The following is a 14,290-nucleotide window of genomic DNA, read 5'->3' on the forward strand; positions in this document are numbered from 1 at the left end:
GATAGCGGTATGACAGTCGACGATTCAGTTGAATGTTGCTCCGCATCGCGAGCAGGCTCGCTCCCACATTGTTTTATGGTGATGCCTGAAAAATCGATAACTCTCCACAGGAGCGTGGAAATGCGTTGGGCGACTTATTTCGCCGTGTTGGCGTCTGTCCTGAGTGTCGGCCTGGCCCTGGGCGTAAGCATGCCGCTGGTGTCGCTGCGACTCGAGGGCTGGGGCTATGGCTCGTTCGCCATTGGCGTGATGGCTGCGATGCCGGCTGTCGGGGTGTTGCTCGGGGCCAAGGTGTCGAGTCGGTTGGCGACGCAGTTCGGCACGGCGAGGTTGATGCGCCTGTGCCTGTGGGGTGGGGCGCTGTCCATCGGATTGCTGGCGCTGTTGCCCAGCTACCCGGTCTGGTTGGTGCTGCGCCTGGTGATTGGCGTGGTCCTGACCCTGGTGTTCATTCTCGGCGAGAGCTGGATCAACCAACTGGTCATTGAGCAATGGCGCGGACGGCTGGTGGCGCTTTATGGCAGTAGCTATGCCCTGAGCCAGTTGGCCGGCCCGTTGCTGCTGGGAGCGCTTGGAACCGATCATGACTACGGCTTCTGGGTGGGTGTCGGCCTGCTGTTGATCGCACCCTTGCTGTTGCTGGGCCGCAGCGGGGCACCGAGTAGCGAGGCCGGCAGCGTCACGTTTGGCGATTTGTGGACGTTTTGCCGAGGTTTGCCGGCGATTGCCTGGGCGGTGTCGTTGTTCGCTGCGTTCGAGGCGATGATCCTCACGTTGCTGCCGGTCTACTGTTTGCGCCAGGGCTTCAGCGCTGACATTGCGTTGGCGATGGTCAGCACCGTGGTGGTCGGCGATGCCTTGCTGCAATTGCCCATTGGCGCCCTGGCCGATCGAGTGTCTCGCCGGGCGCTGTTGACGGGGTGCGCGGTGGCACTGACGTTATCGAGCCTGGCGGTTCCGCTTTTGATCGATACCCTGTTGATCTGGCCGCTGTGGGTGCTGTTCGGCGCCAGCGCCGGAGGTTTGTTCACCTTGTCGCTGATCCTGATCGGCGAGCGTTACCGCGACGATGCACTGGTACGGGCCAACGCTCATGTCGCGCAGTTGTGGGGGCTCGGTTGCCTGATCGGCCCGCTGGCGGCGGGAGCGGGCAGCCAATGGATCAGTGGGCATGCGCTGCCTTTGTTCATGGCGGCGGGGGCGTTCGGCTTGGTGATCCTGCTGTTGCGCCAAGGGGCATTCGGGGCGACACAAACGGCCTGAACATCCTTGCCACAAAAGCGGCCCGGGCCTAAAGCATCCGCTCCAACCCGATGGTCGTGGCGAACCAGGCATTGAACCGGCGCCACCAACTGCCCGGTTCGCGGCCCAGGTCGTGGGTCTGGCCGTTGTCTTCGGTGGTCCATACGAGCTTGTCATTCTCCAGCCGAGCCTGATAACTCAGCGCTGGCGCCATGCCCTGCAAGGCCAGCTCGCGGACTTGGCCGGCAAGCTCCGGGCTGTCCACCAATACGCCGACCTCAGTGTTCCACAGCACCGAGCGCGGGTCGAAATTGAACGAGCCAATGAAGGACTTTTGCTGGTCGAAGATGATCGCCTTGCTGTGCAGGCTGGAATCCGATTCGCCGTAGGATTTGCTGTAGAACAGGTGAGGGCTGCTGCCTTTGTCGCCCGGTTGCCGTCGCAACTCGAACAGGCGCACGCCATGTTCCAGCAGCGCCCTGCGATACGGCGCATAGCCGCCATGCACCGCTGGCACATCGGTCGCTTCCAGGGAGTTGGTCAAGAGACTCACCGACACCCCGGCATCGGCGCGGCTGGTCAGGTACACCAAACCTGGCTGGCCGGGGACGAAGTAGGCGGAAATCATGATCAGTTCTTTGCTGACCCCCGTCAGTTCGGGCCCCAGTTGCGTGGTCAGCAACAGTTGCGGATCCGGCTCGTCCTTGGCCAGCACTTTGCTGGGTGCGTCCCACAGCGCCTGGTTCCAGGCCCAGATCAACTGGTCACGCCAAGTATCCAGGCGCGGCTGGGTCTTGTAGGCGGTCAGTTGCTGGTAGAGCGCGTGGTTTTCCTTCTGGGTCTGCTCCAGGGACTCTTGCAGGCGCAGGCGGCTGTTGGCCAGGTCCTTGGGCGTGGGGCGAGGAGACAGAAACTGTTCGATGGGCTTGCTCAGGGCGCTGTTCCAATATTGGTCGAAACTGTGCCCCAGTTGTTCGGCCACCGGCCCGACGCCGAGCAGGTCGATGTCGGTAAAGTTCAGGTTGGGTTCGGCGTCGAAATACTCATCGCCCAGATTGCGGCCGCCGACGATGGCCATGCTGTTGTCCGCCAGCCACAGCTTGTTGTGCATCCGTCGATGCTGCAACGACAGGTTGAACAGGCGCCCGAGGCTACGAGTCACGCCGGTGGCGCGGCCCAGGTGCAGGGGGTTGAACAGGCGAATCTGGATACGCGGGTGAGCGGCGAGGGTCGCGATAATCTGATCCTGGCCGTCGCTGGTGGTGTCGTCCAGCAGGATGCGCACGCGCACGCCCCGGTCGGCGGCCTTGAGCAGTTCATCCACCAGCATCCGCGTGCTGATACCGTCGTGGACGATGTAATACTGCAGGTCCAGGCTGCTTTGAGCATGACGGATCAGCTCGGCCCGGGCGGTGAAGGCTTCGGTGCTGTCGGAGAGCAACCGAAAGCCGGAACGGCCTTCATGGGGCGCGGCTTGGGCCTGGACCGAGCGGCCGAATGAGGATTCGGCGGCCGGCAACGCTTGGGAAGGCTCGCGGCTGATATCAAAACTGGCGCAGCCGCCCAGCAGCGAGGCGACTAACAAAAGCGAAGGCAGGATCGATCTGGATCTCACGTAGGAGCGTTCCGCTTGTTTGCGTTGATCGGCTGTTGGGTACTGCTTCCCTGGATAAAGTTCAGACGACGTCGCGCTGGGTTTCGTTCAACAACGCGATGGCAGCGGCGCCCACTTTGCGTACGGCCTCTTCGATCTGCGCCGTTGGCTTGGCAGCGTAGTTCATCCGCAGACAGTTGCGGTACTTGCCCGATGCCGAAAAGATGCTGCCGACTGCGACCTGCACGCCTCGGTCCAGCAGGACCCGATTGAGCTTCAATGTGTCGAAGCCTTCCGGCAACTCGACCCACAGCATGAAGCTGCCCCGCGGGCGACTGGCACGGGTGCCCGACGGAAAGTAGCGGCTGACCCAATCGATCATCACGTCGCGATTGCGCTGGTATTGCGTGCGCATCCGGCGCAAATGGGGTTCGAAATGTCCGCCCTTGAGAAATTCGGCAATGGCAATCTGCGGCTGTGGCGCGGTGGAGCCGGTGCTGATGTATTTCATGTGCAGCACCCGCTCCAGATACCGGCCCGGCGCGACCCAGCCAATTCGCAGGCCTGGGGCCAGGGTCTTGGAAAAAGAACTGCAGAGCAGGACGCGGCCGTCTTCATCGAAGGACTTGATGGTGCGTGGGCGAGGGTAGGTGTAGGCCAATTCTCCATACACATCATCCTCGATGATCGCCACGTCGAAACGCTGTGCCAGGTTCAGCAGCGCGCGTTTATTAGCGTCGGGCATGATGTAGCCCAGCGGGTTGTTACAGCTGGGGGTCAACTGTATGGCCTTGATGGGCCATTGCTCCAGCGCCAGTTCCAGTGCGTCCAGGCTGATGCCGGTGAGCGGGTCGGTGGGGATCTCCAAAGCCTTCATGCCCAGGCCCTTGAGAGTTTGCATGGCTCCATGAAAGCTGGGTGAGTCCACCGCGACGATATCGCCTTGTTCGCAGGTGGCGCGGATGCTGACCGACAGGGCCTCATGACAGCCGGTGGTGACGATCAAATCGTTGGGGCCCAGTTGGCAGCCGGAATCCAGCGACAGGCGGGCGATCTGTTCGCGCAACGCGAGGTTGCCGTAGATGTTGTCGTAATACAGGCCAGGCATGTCTTGTCGGCGGCTGATCTGCGCCAGGCTGCGTAGCAGCGGTTTCATGGTCGGCGAATTGATATCCGGCATGCCGCGTCCCAGTTGCACCACGTCCGGGCGGGGTACGGCGCGGATCAGTTCCAGCACCTGGTCCCACTGGGAAATATCCACTGGACGCTGGGCCGGACGGCCTACCACCGGCAGGTCTGGCAGTTCGCGACCCACAGGTACGAAATAGCCGGACTTGGGTCTCGGCATTGCCAGCCCGCTGTCTTCCAGCACGCGATAGGCCTGCTGCACCGTACTCAAGCTGACCCCATGTTCCGTGCTCAATGCCCGCACTGAGGGCAGCCGGTCGCCGGGACGGTAGAAGCCCTGTTCGATGCGGGTGCCGAGCAGTTCGGCGAGGTTCACGTAGAGGGTCATGGTGCACTCCCGATGAGATGGACAACTGCAACCGATACAGTTGGGTTGGAAAATGACGATTCAGTGGCGCAGAAACCGAATCTGTATGCTTATAAAATAAATAGGTTGAATCTGTATTGCTTTTGACTGTCCGCGCATCATGAAACCTCTGGCTACCCAAGTAAACAGGAGCGATCAAAATGAACGGCTTGAGCGATGTGCGGCTGACGTTACACAGTCAGGAACTGGCGGCAGGGCAGGAGAATGGGCTGCGCGACGCAATGTTGCGCAATGCGCCGTCCGACCTGAGCCGCTGGGCCCTGTTCTGGCATCGTCTGCATACACGCAAAGCCTTGTTGGAACTTACACCCGAACAGTTGCGTGATATCGGGCTGAGTAGGGAGCAGGCATTGGAGGAGGGGCTCAGGCCGTTCTGGCGGCTTTGAAGTGGTGCCGGCCCTGAGACGGCTATCGCGGGCAAGCCTTGCTCCCACAGATTGAAAGGGTCTGTGGGAGCAAGGCTTGCTCGCGATAGCGTCGTCAGTCGTGGTGAAGCTCTTTAAACCAACTCTTTCAACCGATGCCACAACATCCCCAGTGCCAACAGCGGCGAGCGCAGGTGCTTGCCGCCGGGGAAAGTCATGTGCGGGACCCGCGCGAACAGATCGAAGCCACTGCTGTGCTGTCCGCTGATCGCTTCGGCCAACAATTTGCCGGCCAGGTGCGTGGCGTTCACGCCATGGCCGGAATAAGCCTGGGCGTAATACACATTGGGCTGGTCCTTGAGCCGGCCGATCTGCGGCAAACGGTTGGCACCGATGCCGATCATCCCGCCCCATTGATAATCGATTTTCACCTGCGCCAACTGCGGGAATACCTTGAGCATCTTCGGACGCATGTAGGCGCCAATGTCCTGCGGGTCCCGGCCGGAATAGTGGCAGGCCCCGCCGAACAACAGGCGTCGATCCGCCGAAAGCCGGTAGTAGTCCAACGCCACGCGTTGATCGCAGACCGCCATGTTCTGTGGCAATAACGCCTGTGCCTGGGCCTGGCTCAAGGGTTCGGTGGCGATGATGTAGCTGCCGGCCGGCAGCACTTTGCCGCCCAGTTGCGGATTGAGTCCATTGAGGTAGGCGTTGCAGCCCAGTACCAGCGTCTTGGCGCGAACCGAACCCTGCTGGGTGTGCACCTTCACTTCAGGGCCGTAGTCGATACGCGTGACTGCCGATTGCTCGAACAGCCTGACTCCCAGTTGCTGCGCGGCGGCGGCTTCGCCCAGGGCCAGGTTCAGCGGATGCAGATGGCCCGAGCCCATGTCGATCAACCCGCCGACGTAGCGATCCGAACCCACGACGCTGTGCATTTCGTCGGCTTGCAGCAGCCGGGTCTGGTGGCGATAGCCCAGGCTGCGCAGCTCTTCGGCATCTTCGGCGAAGCCTTCCAGGTCGCTGGGCTTGTTGGCGAGGTCGCAGTAACCCCAAGTGAGGTCGCAAGGGATCTGAAAACGCTCGACACGTTGTCGGACGATTTCCACGGCCTCAAGGCCCATGAGCTTCATCTGGCGTACGCCGTCGGCACCAATGATCGGCTCGAACTGATCGAGACCATGGCCGACGCCGCGAATCAGTTGACCGCCGTTACGCCCGCTGGCGCCCCAGCCGATTCTGTGCGCCTCCAGCAGCACTACGCTCAGGCCGCGCTCGGCCAGTTCGATCGCCGTGTTCAACCCGGAAAACCCACCACCCACGACGCAGACATCCGTCACCAACTCACCCTGCAATACCGGATGGTCCGGTTGCGGCAGGCTGCTGGCGGCGTAATAAGAGGCGGCGTGCGCGTGGCTCGGGACAGGTTGCTGAACACGGGCGTTCATGTGCGTAATCCTGATTATTGTGTTTGAGAAATTTTACGGAGCATAAGCCGGGGATTCCTCCCTGGGCAACACCGGTCGGTTGGCGCTGTCTGGCTCGTGGCTTTTAAGGCAAAATCCCGGACCATCTTCCCCGGTGGCCGCCTCGATGAGCTGCAACAGTCAAAAAATCCGCACGCTTCGCCAGCAGATTCCCACGTTCGAGTGCGTGCCGGGTTGCCATGACTGCTGTGGTCCGGTGACCACCTCGCCCGAGGAAATGGCCCGCTTGCCCCGCAAGACTCGCGCCGAACAGGACGCGGCCATGGACGCGCTCGACTGCGTGCACTTGGGCCCCAACGGTTGCACCGTGTATGACGAGCGACCGCTGATCTGTCGGCTGTTCGGCACCACGGCGACCCTGCCATGCCCCAATGGGCGGCGGCCGGTGGAACTGATTCATCCGCGGGTCGAGCAGCAGATTCATGAATACATGGCCAGCAACCGGCAGGTGTTGGTCTAGCAGGCAGCGATACCGAGTCGCGGCCTTCGCGAGCAAGCCCGCTCCCACAATGGATCTCCGTGTGGGGGCGAGCCTGCTCGCGAAAGCGACCATCCAGATAACCATTGCCTTGAGCCAGGCTCAATCCGGAATCGGCAGGCTCAGGCTCTCCTTCACCTCTTCCATGACGATATAGCTCTTGGATTCGCGCACATGGGGCAGCTTGAGCAGGATGTCTCCCAGTAGCTTGCGGTACGAAGCCATCTCGGAAATCCGTGCTTTCACCAGATAATCGAAATCCCCTGACACCAGGTGACATTCCAGCACGTGAGGCAGCTTCAGCACTGCGCGCCGGAATTCTTCGAACGTATCGCCGGATTTGTAATCGAGGCTGATCTCGACAAACACCAGCAGGCTACCCTTCAAATGTTGAGGGTTGAGCCGGGCGTTGTAGCCCATGATGATGCCCTCGCGCTCCAGGCGCCGTACCCGCTCGGTGCAAGGCGTGGTGGAAAGGCCGACCTTTTCTCCCAGCTCGGTGAAGGAGATTCGTCCGTCCGCCTGAAGGATGCGCAGGATGTTGCGGTCGATCTTGTCCAGTTCGCGTTTGGTCTGGGTGTTGGTACGCACAGGGGATGCGCCTCCGTAAAAAGGGTTATTGCCGAGAATTCTCGCCAAATATAGGCATTTATATAGTGAAAAGCACTGGCTAATCTTTCTTACACTGCGCCCATCTGAGCTATGTACAACAAACGTCAGCGGTTATCCGCGATGAGGGCATCAACATGCGCGTTCTGGTATTGGGTAGCGGCGTCATCGGTACCGTCAGTGCTTACTATCTGGCCCGGGCCGGATTCGAAGTGGTGGTGGTCGACCGTCAGCCAGCGCCTGCGATGGAAACCAGTTTCGCCAATGCCGGCCAGGTGTCGCCGGGGTATGCCTCGCCGTGGGCCGCGCCGGGCGTACCGCTCAAGGCCATCAAATGGCTGCTGCAGCGCCATGCGCCGCTGGCGATCAAGGCCACTGCCGACATTGACCAATACCTGTGGATGGCACAGATGCTGCGCAATTGCACCGCCAGCCGCTATGCCATCAACAAGGAGCGCATGGTGCGCCTGTCCGAGTACAGCCGTGATTGCCTGGACGAGCTGCGCGCCGAAACCGGCATTGCCTACGAAGGCCGCAGCCTGGGGACTACACAGTTGTTCCGCACCCAGGCCCAGCTCGATGGCGCGGCGAAAGACATCGCGGTGTTGAAAGAGTCCGGCGTACCGTTCGAAGTGCTCGACCGTGCGGGCATCGCCCGGGTCGAACCGGCCCTGGCCAATGTCACCGACATCCTGGCTGGCGCCTTGCGCCTGCCCAACGACCAGACTGGCGATTGCCAGATGTTCACCACGCGCCTGGCGGAAATGGCGACGAAGCTGGGTGTGCAATTTCGCTTCGGCCAGGATATCCAGCGCCTGGACTTCGCCGGTGACCGCATCAACGGTGTCTGGATCGACGGCAAGCTGGAAACCGCCGACCGCTATGTGCTCGCCCTGGGCAGCTATTCGCCGCAATTGCTCAAGCCCCTCGGGATCCGCGCACCGGTGTATCCGCTCAAGGGTTACTCCCTGACCGTGCCGATCACCAATCCGGCGATGGCGCCGACTTCGACCATCCTCGACGAAACCTACAAGGTCGCGATCACCCGGTTCGACAACCGCATTCGGGTGGGCGGCATGGCGGAAATCGCCGGTTTTGACCTGTCTCTCAACCCGCGTCGGCGCGAAACCCTGGAGATGATCGTCAACGACCTTTATCCTCAGGGCGGCAAGCTGGCCGAGGCGAGTTTCTGGACCGGCCTGCGCCCGACCACCCCGGACGGCACGCCGATCGTGGGTGCCACGCCCTTCAAGAATCTGTTCCTGAACACCGGTCACGGCACCCTCGGGTGGACCATGGCCTGTGGTTCCGGTCGCCTGTTGGCCGACCTGATGGCGAAGAAAAAACCGCAGATCAGCGCCGAAGGCCTCGATATTTCCCGTTATGGCAGCAAACACCAGGAGTCTGCAAAACATGTCAATCCAGCGCCAGCTCACCAATGACCGCATGAGCCAGGTTGTCGTGCACAACGGCACCGTTTACCTGGCGGGGCAGGTCGGCGACGACATGAGCGCCGGTATCGAGCAGCAGACCCGTGAGACCCTGGCCAACATCGAGCGCTTGCTGGACTTGGCCGGGACCGACAAGAACCGTCTGTTGTCGGTGACGATCTACCTGAAAGACATCGAGGCGCACTTCGAAGGCATGAACGCCGTCTGGGACAAATGGTTGCCCAAAGGCGTCGCCCCGGCCCGCGCCACGGTGCAAGCCAAGCTGTGCGAGCCGGAGATTCTGGTGGAGCTGTCCGTCGTGGCTGCGCTGCCGTAATACCGGCCAAACGATCCCTCTCCCGGCGCTGTTGGTGGTTATGCTGTCAGCCGGCGCCGGTTTTTTATTCAATGACCGCCTAGAAGTCTGCCGCCATGCGTCCAGCCCGTGCCCTGATCGACCTTCAAGCCCTGCGTCACAATTACCAATTGGCCCGCGAAGTCACCGGGGCCAAGGCCTTGGCGGTGATCAAGGCCGACGCCTACGGGCACGGTGCGGTGCGTTGCGCCGAGGCGCTGCAGGAAACGGCGGACGGGTTCGCCGTGGCCTGCATCGAAGAAGCCCTGGAACTGCGAGCCGCCGGGATCCGTGGGCCGATCCTGCTGCTGGAAGGGTTCTTCGAAGCCGATGAACTGCCGCTGATCATCGAGCACGATTTCTGGTGCGTGGTGCATTCGTTGTGGCAGCTCGAAGCGATTGAAAAAGCCGCGCTGAGCCAGCCGATCACTGTCTGGCTCAAGCTCGATTCGGGCATGCACCGGGTTGGCCTGCATCCGGCGGACTACCAGGCCGCCTACCGTCGTCTGCTTGCCAGTGGCAAGGTGGCGAAGATTGTCTTGATGAGCCACTTCGCCCGTGCCGATGAGCTGCACGATTCCAGCAGTACCGAGCAACTGGCGATATTCGACAAAGCCCGCCAGGGCCTGGTGGCGCAGATCAGCCTGCGCAACTCACCGGCGGTATTGGGTTGGCCGCAGATCCCCAGCGACTGGGTGCGCCCGGGCATCATGCTCTACGGTGCCACGCCCTTTGACGAGCCCAATGCCGTCGCCTCGCGCCTGCAACCGGTGATGACCCTGGAGTCGAAGATCATCAGTGTGCGCGAATTGCCCGCCGGCGAACCGGTGGGCTATGGTGCCCGTTTTGTGACCACGCAACCGACCCGGGTTGGCGTGGTCGCCATGGGCTATGCCGACGGCTACCCACGCCAGGCCCCCACCGGTACTCCGGTGCTGGTGGAGGGGCAGCGCAGCCAGTTGGTCGGGCGGGTGTCGATGGACATGCTGGCTGTCGACTTGACCCATATCCCCCAGGCCGGGCTCGGCTCGACTGTGGAGTTGTGGGGCAAGAACATCCTCGCCAGTGACGTCGCCAAGGCCGCCGACACGATTCCCTATCAGATTTTCTGCAACCTGCGGCGGGTGCCACGGCTCTATTCCGGGCATTGACGCACGGCGCGCGCTACCGAAAGTCGCTTCACCGCACAGGATTCGGGTCAAAGTGTTGTAAATACTGAACGCTGTCGCCATGATAACGCTCACTTTCCACACAACCTGATTCCCTGGAGGCTCCAGCATTGGACGTCGGTGAACGACTGCAAGCCATTCGTAAACTCAAAGGCCTTTCCCAGCGTGAACTCGCCAAGCGCGCGGGCGTCACCAACAGCACTATTTCGATGATCGAGAAGAACAGCGTCAGCCCCTCGATCAGCTCGCTGCGTAAGGTCCTTGGCGGGATTCCCATGTCCATGGTCGAGTTTTTCTCCGAAGAAATCCTTCAGGAGAAACCGACCCAGATCGTCTACAAAGCCAACGAACTGATCGACATCTCCGACGGCGCCGTGACCATGAAGCTGGTGGGCAGGGCACACCCGAGCCGGGCGATTGCCTTTCTCAACGAAATCTATCCGCCGGGCGCCGACACGGGTGAAGAGATGCTCACCCATGAGGGCGAGGAAACCGGGATCCTGGTAGAAGGGCGGCTGGAGCTGGTGGTCGGTGTCGAGACCTTCGTACTCGAAGCTGGCGACAGCTACTATTTCGAAAGCACCAAGCCCCACCGTTTCCGTAATCCGTTCGATGTGCCGGCGCGACTGATCAGCGCAGCCACACCGGCCAATTTCTAGAAAAAGGGCGCCAGGCCCGCCGGGCAAAGGCACACGGAGAATGTGCCGACATTGCAAACAAGACCCTTACGACTTTGGGGTTGTTTCAGTGTGACGGGCTTACCGCTATACTTGCGCCCGCCTGCAAACCGTGGCCGCAGGCGTGACTAGCCACCATTGAGGGTGTACGCGTGAACCTAATTATGAAAATGCTGGCTGCACCAGCAACCGTATTGGCCCTATGGGCAGTCAGTGCCCAAGCGGCGACCACCGACGAAATCGCCAAGCGCCTTGAACCGGTCGGCCAGGTCTGCGTTCAGGGGAAAGAATGCAAGGGCATGGAAGTTGCCACTGCCGCTGGCGGCGCGGGTGGTGCCAAGAAGCCGGCTGATGTGATTGCGAAACACTGCAACGCTTGCCATGGCACGGGCCTGCTGGGTGCGCCGAAAATCGGTGACAAGGCTGCCTGGAAAGAGCGCGCCGATCACCAGGGCGGTCTCGACGGCATCCTGGCCAAGGCCATCACCGGCATTAACTCCATGCCGCCAAAAGGCACCTGCGCCGATTGCTCGGATGACGACCTCAAGGGCGCCATCAAAGAGATGTCTGGCCTGTAATACGCCGACATCCTTCACAAAAAAGCCGCTTACGAGCGGCTTTTTTGCGTCCGCTGTTTTGCCAGGGCTGTTCATCGCAACCAAGACGCGGCAAGCTCGGTCCAACCCACATTCATGGAATGTCCAGGAGGGTCCGATGGTGCAGTTGTGTTCAATCGAACAGGCGGTGGATGACGTGCTCGAGCGTTTGCCCGCGCATATTCATCTCGGCATGCCCTTGGGGCTGGGCAAACCCAACCTGTTCGCCAACGCGCTGTACCGGCGCATCGCCCAACTGCCCGAGCGACAGCTGACCATCTACACCGCCCTGAGCCTGGGCCGACCAAACCTGGGCGATGGGTTGCAGAAACGCTTCCTCGAACCCTTTATCGAACGGGTCTTCGGTGATTACCCCGAACTGGATTACCTGGCCGACCTGCACCACGACAGCCTGCCGGCCAATATACGGGTCGAGCAGTTCTTCATGCAGCCCGGCAGCCTGTTGCACAGCGCGTCGGCCCAGCAGAACTACGTCAGCAGCAACTACAGCCACGCGGCCCGGGACATCAACGCGGCCGGCTTGAACCTGGTGGCGCAGTTGCTGGCGAGCGACCCACAGCACCCGGATCGCCTGAGCCTGAGCTGCAACCCGGACATCACCCTGGATCTGCTGCCGATGATCGCCAAGCGCCGGGCGGCCGGGGAGACCATCCTCCTGGTCGGCCAGGTACATAACGATTTGCCCTACATGCCGGGCGACGCGGAAGTCGGCATTGACACTTTCGACCTGCTGATCGACGAGAAGGACAATCACACATTGTTCTCTACACCGAACATGCCGGTGGGCTTCCAGGATCATCTGATCGGCCTGCACGCCAGTACCCTGGTGCGCGACGGCGGAACGCTGCAGATCGGCATCGGCTCCATGGGTGATGCATTGACGGCGGCCCTGCTGGCGCGCCAGGCCGATAACGCTGGTTACCAGGCGTTGCTGGCGGACCTGAACCTTAGCCAGTGGGCGCAACTGATCGAGCGCGAGGGCGGCGTCGAGCCGTTTGCCAAAGGGCTGTACGGTTGCAGCGAAATGTTCGTCAACGGTTTGCTGGTACTGGCCGAGGCGGGGATCATCCGGCGCAAGGTCTACCCCGACGAACCGACCCAGGAACGGGCCAACGCCGGGACCCTGGACGAGGCGGCGCAACCTGACGGCATCTGCATACACGGCGGATTCTTCCTCGGCCCGCAAAGTTTTTACGACCGTCTGCGCGAGTTGCCGCAAAGCCGTCGTCTCGAATTCAACATGACCCGCATCAGTTACATCAACGAGTTGTATGGCCAGGAGCAACTCAAGCGCCTGCAGCGCCTCGATGCCCGTTTCATCAACACGGTCTTCACCATGACCCTGCTGGGGGCCGGGGTGGCCGATCAGTTGGAAGATGGGCGGGTGCTCAGCGGCGTGGGCGGGCAGTACAACTTCGTCGCCCAGGGTCATGCGCTGGAGGGCGGGCGTTCGATCCTGCTCCTTCGCAGTTGGCGTGAGGCCGGAGGCGAGATCAGCTCGAACATCGTCTGGGAGTACGGCCATTGCACGATTCCCCGGCACCTGCGCGACATTGTGGTGACCGAGTACGGCATTGCCGACCTGCGGGGCAAGACCGATGCCGCGGTGATCGAGGCGCTACTGAACATCAGCGATTCACGTTTCCAGCCGGGATTGATCGAACAGGCGCAAAAAGCCGGCAAGTTGCCGAAGGATTTCCGTCTCGACCCACGATTCGCGGACAACACCTCGGAACGTTTACAGGCCATCCAGGCGCGGCACTCGAATCTATTCCCGGAGTACCCGCTCGGGTGTGATTTCGACGCCATAGAGCGGGACCTGTTGCGGGCGCTGAACTGGCTCAAGAGCAAATTCAAGCTCACCGAGATCCTGGAGTTGGGCAAGGCGGCGCTGGATGCGCCGCAGCCCTGGGAGTTTGCCGGGCATCTGGAGCGGATGCAGCTGACCAATCCCGAAGGACTGAAGGAGGAGTTGTTCCAGCGGTTGTTGCTTGCCGGGCTCAAGGCCACCGCGCCTTAACGGTGCGCACATTCCACTGTGGGAGCGAGCGAGCCTGCTCGCGATAGCGGTCTGTCGGGCACATTGATGTGACAGACAAATCGCTATCGCGAGCAGGCTCGCTCCCACAAGGTTATTCGATGAAGGTGACGACACCGTCCGCCAGGGACTTCACCCGAGCCAACGATTCAACACGGTAGCCCTGGGCATCCAGTTCCGCGCGCCCCCCCCCCTGGAACGACTTCTCGATCACGATCCCCAGCCCGGCCACGGTGGCGCCGGCCTGCTTGATGATGGAGATCAGCGCCTGGGAGGCTTTGCCGTTGGCGAGGAAGTCATCGATGATCAGCACCCGGTCGCTGCTGGTCAGGTGGCGCGGGCTGATGGCGACGGTGCTTTCGGTTTTCTTGGTGAACGAATACACGGTGGCCGACAGCAGGTTCTCCGTCAGGGTCAGGGACTGTTGCTTGCGAGCGAAGATCACCGGCACGCCGAGGTTCAGCCCGGTCATGATCGCCGGGGCAATGCCCGAGGCTTCGATGGTGACGATCTTGGTGATGCCCGAGTCCTTGAACAGCGCCGCGAATTCATCGCCGATCAGCTTCATCAACTGCGGGTCGATCTGGTGGTTGAGGAACGCGTCGACTTTCAGAACCTGGTCGGAAAGCACGATGCCTTGCTCGCGAATTTTCTGGTGCAGGGCTTCCATGAAG

The 14,290-nt window shown here is 61.5% G+C and carries 14 protein-coding genes; 9 read left to right on the forward strand and 5 right to left on the reverse strand.

All coding sequences use genetic code 11. The features are described from left to right. The first annotated feature begins 120 nt into the window (after window positions 1-120). Window positions 121-1,263: an MFS transporter gene (locus GN234_RS19190; protein WP_163856183.1), complete on the forward strand. Its 1,143-nt coding sequence runs from the start codon at window positions 121-123 to the stop codon at window positions 1,261-1,263. A 28-nt stretch (window positions 1,264-1,291) separates the two neighbouring features. Here GN234_RS19190 and GN234_RS19195 read toward each other — a convergent pair whose 3' ends face one another. Both GN234_RS19195 and GN234_RS19200 read right to left on the reverse strand, forming a co-directional pair. After that, window positions 1,292-2,857, reverse strand: a complete 1,566-nt coding sequence (locus GN234_RS19195) for a phospholipase D family protein (protein WP_109752707.1) — start codon at window positions 2,855-2,857, stop codon at window positions 1,292-1,294. Window positions 2,858-2,918: 61 nt separating this feature from the next. Next, the gene (locus tag GN234_RS19200; RefSeq protein ID WP_109752706.1) at window positions 2,919-4,352 is read right to left on the reverse strand and encodes an aminotransferase-like domain-containing protein; all 1,434 of its coding nucleotides are present in this window, start codon (window positions 4,350-4,352) and stop codon (window positions 2,919-2,921) included. 179 nt (window positions 4,353-4,531) lie between these two features. Between GN234_RS19200 and GN234_RS19205 the strand changes: the two genes are divergently transcribed. Beyond that, window positions 4,532-4,777 (forward strand): DUF1127 domain-containing protein, encoded by a 246-nt coding sequence (locus GN234_RS19205; RefSeq protein ID WP_109752705.1) that lies wholly within the window; start codon window positions 4,532-4,534, stop codon window positions 4,775-4,777. 113 nt (window positions 4,778-4,890) lie between these two features. On the opposite strand, the gene GN234_RS19210 is transcribed toward GN234_RS19205, so the two are convergent. Continuing rightward, the gene (locus GN234_RS19210; protein WP_109752704.1) at window positions 4,891-6,204 is read right to left on the reverse strand and encodes an NAD(P)/FAD-dependent oxidoreductase; all 1,314 of its coding nucleotides are present in this window, start codon (window positions 6,202-6,204) and stop codon (window positions 4,891-4,893) included. 145 nt (window positions 6,205-6,349) lie between these two features. Between GN234_RS19210 and GN234_RS19215 the strand changes: the two genes are divergently transcribed. Next, window positions 6,350-6,703 (forward strand): YkgJ family cysteine cluster protein, encoded by a 354-nt coding sequence (locus tag GN234_RS19215; RefSeq protein ID WP_109752703.1) that lies wholly within the window; start codon window positions 6,350-6,352, stop codon window positions 6,701-6,703. 120 nt (window positions 6,704-6,823) lie between these two features. Here GN234_RS19215 and GN234_RS19220 read toward each other — a convergent pair whose 3' ends face one another. Beyond that, complete coding sequence (locus tag GN234_RS19220; RefSeq protein WP_003177284.1) at window positions 6,824-7,312, reverse strand: Lrp/AsnC ligand binding domain-containing protein; 489 nt, start codon at window positions 7,310-7,312, stop codon at window positions 6,824-6,826. A gap of 155 nt (window positions 7,313-7,467) precedes the next feature. Here GN234_RS19220 and dadA point away from each other — a divergent pair, with 155 nt between their 5' ends. From dadA to GN234_RS19250, 6 genes are all read left to right on the forward strand, one after another. After that, entirely contained in the window at window positions 7,468-8,772 is a 1,305-nt protein-coding gene (dadA, locus tag GN234_RS19225; RefSeq protein ID WP_176688930.1) for a D-amino acid dehydrogenase, read from the forward strand. Then, window positions 8,744-9,097 (forward strand): RidA family protein, encoded by a 354-nt coding sequence (locus tag GN234_RS19230; RefSeq protein ID WP_109752699.1) that lies wholly within the window; start codon window positions 8,744-8,746, stop codon window positions 9,095-9,097. The genes dadA and GN234_RS19230 overlap by 29 nt, the downstream gene beginning before the upstream one ends. Before the next feature lie 95 nt (window positions 9,098-9,192). Beyond that, window positions 9,193-10,266 (forward strand): alanine racemase, encoded by a 1,074-nt coding sequence (gene alr, locus GN234_RS19235; protein WP_176688931.1) that lies wholly within the window; start codon window positions 9,193-9,195, stop codon window positions 10,264-10,266. A 128-nt stretch (window positions 10,267-10,394) separates the two neighbouring features. Then, window positions 10,395-10,943, forward strand: coding sequence for a cupin domain-containing protein (locus GN234_RS19240; RefSeq protein ID WP_109752694.1), 549 nt, complete (start codon window positions 10,395-10,397; stop codon window positions 10,941-10,943). A 182-nt stretch (window positions 10,944-11,125) separates the two neighbouring features. Further along, window positions 11,126-11,539, forward strand: coding sequence for a c-type cytochrome (locus GN234_RS19245; RefSeq protein ID WP_003206840.1), 414 nt, complete (start codon window positions 11,126-11,128; stop codon window positions 11,537-11,539). A 136-nt stretch (window positions 11,540-11,675) separates the two neighbouring features. Next, window positions 11,676-13,598, forward strand: a complete 1,923-nt coding sequence (locus tag GN234_RS19250; protein WP_176688932.1) for an acetyl-CoA hydrolase/transferase family protein — start codon at window positions 11,676-11,678, stop codon at window positions 13,596-13,598. Between the two features lie 112 nt (window positions 13,599-13,710). Here GN234_RS19250 and GN234_RS19255 read toward each other — a convergent pair whose 3' ends face one another. Then, the gene (locus GN234_RS19255) at window positions 13,711-14,286 is read right to left on the reverse strand and encodes a xanthine phosphoribosyltransferase (RefSeq protein WP_176688933.1); all 576 of its coding nucleotides are present in this window, start codon (window positions 14,284-14,286) and stop codon (window positions 13,711-13,713) included. Between the last annotated feature and the right edge of the window lie 4 nt (window positions 14,287-14,290).

Source organism: Pseudomonas bijieensis, from assembly GCF_013347965.1.
GTDB classification, from domain to species: domain Bacteria; phylum Pseudomonadota; class Gammaproteobacteria; order Pseudomonadales; family Pseudomonadaceae; genus Aquipseudomonas; species Aquipseudomonas bijieensis.

Excerpts from the sequence above, each read along its gene's own strand:
- GN234_RS19190 (WP_163856183.1), top strand. The coding sequence starts at position 121 with ATGCGTTGGGCGACTTATTTCGCCGTGTTGGCGTCTGTCCTGAGTGTC.
- GN234_RS19200 (WP_109752706.1), bottom strand. The coding sequence starts at position 4,352 with ATGACCCTCTACGTGAACCTCGCCGAACTGCTCGGCACCCGCATCGAA.
- GN234_RS19205 (WP_109752705.1), top strand. The coding sequence starts at position 4,532 with ATGAACGGCTTGAGCGATGTGCGGCTGACGTTACACAGTCAGGAACTG.
- GN234_RS19210 (WP_109752704.1), bottom strand. The coding sequence starts at position 6,204 with ATGAACGCCCGTGTTCAGCAACCTGTCCCGAGCCACGCGCACGCCGCC.
- GN234_RS19215 (WP_109752703.1), top strand. The coding sequence starts at position 6,350 with ATGAGCTGCAACAGTCAAAAAATCCGCACGCTTCGCCAGCAGATTCCC.
- dadA (WP_176688930.1), top strand. The coding sequence starts at position 7,468 with ATGCGCGTTCTGGTATTGGGTAGCGGCGTCATCGGTACCGTCAGTGCT.
- GN234_RS19230 (WP_109752699.1), top strand. The coding sequence starts at position 8,744 with ATGTCAATCCAGCGCCAGCTCACCAATGACCGCATGAGCCAGGTTGTC.
- alr (WP_176688931.1), top strand. The coding sequence starts at position 9,193 with ATGCGTCCAGCCCGTGCCCTGATCGACCTTCAAGCCCTGCGTCACAAT.
- GN234_RS19245 (WP_003206840.1), top strand. The coding sequence starts at position 11,126 with ATGAAAATGCTGGCTGCACCAGCAACCGTATTGGCCCTATGGGCAGTC.
- GN234_RS19250 (WP_176688932.1), top strand. The coding sequence starts at position 11,676 with ATGGTGCAGTTGTGTTCAATCGAACAGGCGGTGGATGACGTGCTCGAG.
- GN234_RS19255 (WP_176688933.1), bottom strand. The coding sequence starts at position 14,286 with ATGGAAGCCCTGCACCAGAAAATTCGCGAGCAAGGCATCGTGCTTTCC.